This window comes from Clostridium ihumii AP5, from assembly GCF_000612845.1.
Classification (GTDB): domain Bacteria; phylum Bacillota; class Clostridia; order Clostridiales; family Clostridiaceae; genus Clostridium_J; species Clostridium_J ihumii.
On sequence record NZ_CCAT010000094.1, the window covers coordinates 1 to 3502 of the forward strand.

The 3502-nt window shown below is 25.7% G+C and carries 4 protein-coding genes; all 4 read right to left on the reverse strand.

The features are described 5' to 3' along the window. The coding region (locus tag BN346_RS20250) for an MFS transporter (protein WP_040330938.1) at positions 1-460 on the reverse strand (460 nt) is incomplete at its 3' end. Positions 461-781: 321 nt separating this feature from the next. Beyond that, the gene (locus tag BN346_RS20255; protein WP_040330939.1) at positions 782-1402 is read right to left on the reverse strand and encodes an HD domain-containing protein; all 621 of its coding nucleotides are present in this window, start codon (positions 1400-1402) and stop codon (positions 782-784) included. A gap of 156 nt (positions 1403-1558) precedes the next feature. After that, positions 1559-2008 carry a GNAT family N-acetyltransferase gene (locus BN346_RS20260; protein WP_040330940.1) on the reverse strand — a complete coding sequence of 150 codons (450 nt, stop codon included), beginning with the start codon at positions 2006-2008 and terminating at the stop codon, positions 1559-1561. A gap of 549 nt (positions 2009-2557) precedes the next feature. After that, positions 2558-3130 (reverse strand): hypothetical protein, encoded by a 573-nt coding sequence (locus BN346_RS20265; protein WP_040330941.1) that lies wholly within the window; start codon positions 3128-3130, stop codon positions 2558-2560. Between the last annotated feature and the right edge of the window lie 372 nt (positions 3131-3502).

A 3502-nucleotide genomic window follows, 5' to 3' on the forward strand; every position in this document is an offset into this window, starting at 1 on the left:
CCCCGCCTATAAAAACAGCAATACCTGAAGCTACCTCTATTACCACATTCAATTTACTAATTATACTTGAATATTCCTTTTCTTTTTCTAATTCTTTTAAAGTATCATATATAAGAGCTTCTTCTGAACCTGAATTCAAATTAAAAGATAATGCTGAAAATACAAAACCTAACGCAAATCCTAAGAATGAATTTGAAATTAGCATAATTATACTGGATACAAAAGCCATTAATCTTCCCATAACTAATGTGTTTCTTCTTCCTAATAAATCTGCTATAGCTCCTGTTGGCGTTTCACATATAAAGCTAGTTATATGAAATATTGATTCTAATATCCCAATTTTAACTAATGATATACCCTTACTAGATAAATATAATACCCAAATAGCTGATGTAAAATCTAAATTACTAAAAATTCTATATAATATATCTACCTTAATATTCTTTTCTATACTTCTCATTTACTTTCACTCCTAATTTATATATTTTTAATAAAAAAAAATTTTATCAAAACGATAAAATCTTAGGAGTTACTATGTTCTTCTAAATTCCTATATAAACTGCAATATATTAATTATTAAACCTGCAAATTCATATAAAAAAGGACATACTACTCCCATAAACATATGAAATTGCACCCTTTCCATTAGATGCGCCACATTTTGGAGTAAAACCTTTTTTAAAATTTAATTTGCACATGGCTTAATCTTCCTTTCTTTAAAATTTATATTTTAATCTCTATTTTTCTTTTAGGTCCAAATGATAAATTAACTATTAATATGTTATATATCCATCTTAAATGTAAATTCTTTAACATTAGGTATAACATCATAAATAGATTTTCCTATTCTATCTTCAAAATATTTTTGTATTTCAAAACTAGCTTTCCACTTATCAAGAGTAAATTCATTAAAACCATACCTCATAACTACATCAACAATTCTTTTTTCCATTAAACAACATCCATTTGGAAGTGCTACTGCATCACATAATTGAATTAACTTATCATATGAATCAAATTCTATACCATTAATGTAAGATTCTACAAAACTTAGTTCTTCATCTGAACAATCCCACTCTCCACATATAGAATTAATATTTTTATATGTAAATGAATGTGTTATAGAAATTCTAGCTGCTAAATCATATCCTTTTTCTATAAAAAAGTTATAACCATCTATTGTATGCCTCATGCTTGTTACTCCATATCTTCTTCCAATATCATGAATCATTCCTAATATATAAGCAACTTCCCCATCTAAATCCTTATCATTATCTGCAATACTTTTAGCTGCTTCGGCTACATTTAAAGAATGTTCTACCCATGGTCCTGGATTTAATTTAGATGCTTCATCTAAAATTAATTTGGCTTCTTCCATAGTTGGAATCTTTAAATTTTGCATAACAAAATACTCCTTATGTTTTAATTTTATTTCTTCATAATTATATCCAATTTTGTAAATTTTGTCAATTTTCAGTTAATTATTCATTCACAAAATAAATTTCTATATTCATTTAAAATGTATGCTTAATAACTTAAAGCATACATTTAATATTTATTATAATTTTTTAACCATTACTTTTTCATTGTTTATATCTAATTCCCCATTAAACTTAAAACCAAATTTTTCATATATATGCATTGCACACTTATTATCTTCATATAAACTTAAAAATATTTCATCACAATTATATATTTGTGTTAAATGATTTATAAGGGTTTCAAGCATAATATGACCTAATCCTTTTCCCTGATATTTTTTATCTATTAAAAGTCTATCAAGCCACACTCTTCCGTTTTCACCTTCATCCTTAAAAAGTCCATACATTGCAAAACCTACTAAAACACCATCACTATAAAGTCCAACTGGCTTATATGAATTACACTCTTCAGCCTCATTAAGACACTGTCTAGTTGTTTCAATATAAGAACTTTGACTTTCATTTACATTTAATTCTAAAATATCTTTTAAATTTTCTTCATTAACATCTTTAATATCTATCTTCATACAATATAATCCTTTCACAAACTAAATTTATCCAACTTTTTCATAATAGTATATGACGTCTTCAATACTGTGTCAATATAATTAATATATTAAAAAATATTATGAAAGACTGAATTCTCACCTACTTTGTCAATTGAAAGTGGAAAATTGAAAATTACATTTTGCAAGGTTAAAACCTCACCTACAAAGGTTGGGACTTTCAATATCAATTCTTAGTTTTTTCGTAGCTGAGACTTTAGTCTTGGCGGTCTTTGATATGGATATAAAATTAGAATTAATATATTAAAATGACGTTTTGCAAGAATGAATTCTCGCCTACAAAGGTTGGGAATTTTAATTTAATTTCTATTCCCTTCGTAGCTGAGACTTCAGTCTTGGCGATCTTTGATACGAATATAAATCTAGAATTAATATATTAAAATAACACTTTGCAAGGTTAAAACCTCGCCTACAAAGGTTGGGACTTTCAATTCAATTTTCATTTACTTTTTACGTATTAAAGAGGTACACAAAAAGAAAAGCTAAGGTTTATTCCTCAGCTTTAGGTTTTTATTTAATTATTTCTAATACATAATCTATAAAATCATTTAAATTACCTTTTGAAATAGATGCACCTTTATTGATTTTTCTAGTTACAAAATTGTATTCACAAGATCCATAGTTGAACCCAGGATTAGATACTACAATGCTTGATTCTGAAATATTATATAATGATTTATTTATTAAAATGTCTTTACAGAACTTTAACAACCTTTCATAGTCTTCAAGTAATCCTGATGAAACTAAGTTTACTATATAATAAAATAAGTTATATCCTCCTTTTAACTCTGCCATTTCTCCTTTAGATATGTAAAATGTTTTCCCTGTAGCATAAAAATATTTCATTGCCCCAAATGTTAGTGTTTTATATTCACTATTAATTTCTATTTCAGAGTTTTTTAACTCTTGTATACTTTCTTCTATACTATCCCAACTTCTTGATTGAGCTGTTGAATTATCTTTTACTACTTGTTCAAATTTTTCTAAAGATTTTTCTAAATCTCTTCCTTTACTTACTATTGTGTCATTTATTAATATAACGAACTCACTATTTTCATATGTTAAAGTTATTTTATTATTCATAATTCTCTCCTTGTTTTGCAATGATTATTATATAATATTTATTATCGTTTGATTTCGGGATTAATTTATCCTTTTTATATTATTTTCCTATATTTTTTTAATATTCATTTCATTATTAAATACATATTTATTGATTTTATTTAAATAACATTTTGCAAGGTTAAAACCTAGCCTACTTTATTAATTGAAAGTTGAAAATTGAAAATGATAAATTATATTATTTAGTTTAATTATTTCTCTTCACCCTTTCTTCTTCGTAGCTAAGGTTTTAACCTTGGCGGATTCTTATATGGATGTAAAATTAGAATAATATATTTTAAACGACGTTAATCAAGAATAAATTCTCGCCTACAAACTTTGAGTCCTTCAACT